This window comes from Paenibacillus sp. GbtcB18 (assembly GCF_019091125.1).
Taxonomy (GTDB): Bacteria; Bacillota; Bacilli; order Paenibacillales; family NBRC-103111; genus Paenibacillus_F; species Paenibacillus_F chitinolyticus.
Genome location: NZ_JAGXJX010000192.1, coordinates 1 through 348, shown reverse-complemented (window position 1 = coordinate 348; position 348 = coordinate 1). Strand labels below are relative to the sequence as shown.

At 42.5% G+C, this 348-nt stretch carries 1 pseudogene; it reads left to right on the top strand.

The window, feature by feature from the left end:
* Positions 1 to 348 (top strand): annotated as a pseudogene (locus KVT34_RS32200) (FAD-binding oxidoreductase); the annotation flags it as partial.

The window sequence follows — 348 nt, the reverse complement described above, 5'->3', positions numbered from 1 at the left end:
AAAGTGTTGGTCCATATGTATATGAACTCCTACCAGAAGAAGGCCTATCCATAATTGATCACTTTATTAAAAATTCACCTCCCCATGCCACCACCTCCGTATTTTTCCACGGTTTAGGCGGGGCTGTTGCTGAAGTACCAAATGAAGCGACTGCTTATTATTACCGAAAAGCACTATCAAATATGTCAATCTTCGCCACTTGGGGGCAACCAGAAGGTGCTGCTGCAAGTATTCGATGGGTGGAAGACTTTCGCTTAGCAATGCTGCCATTTACAAAAGGTGTATACGTTAATACTCCCGACCTATCCATTAAATATTGGTCAGATGCATACTTCAGTTGCAACTTTG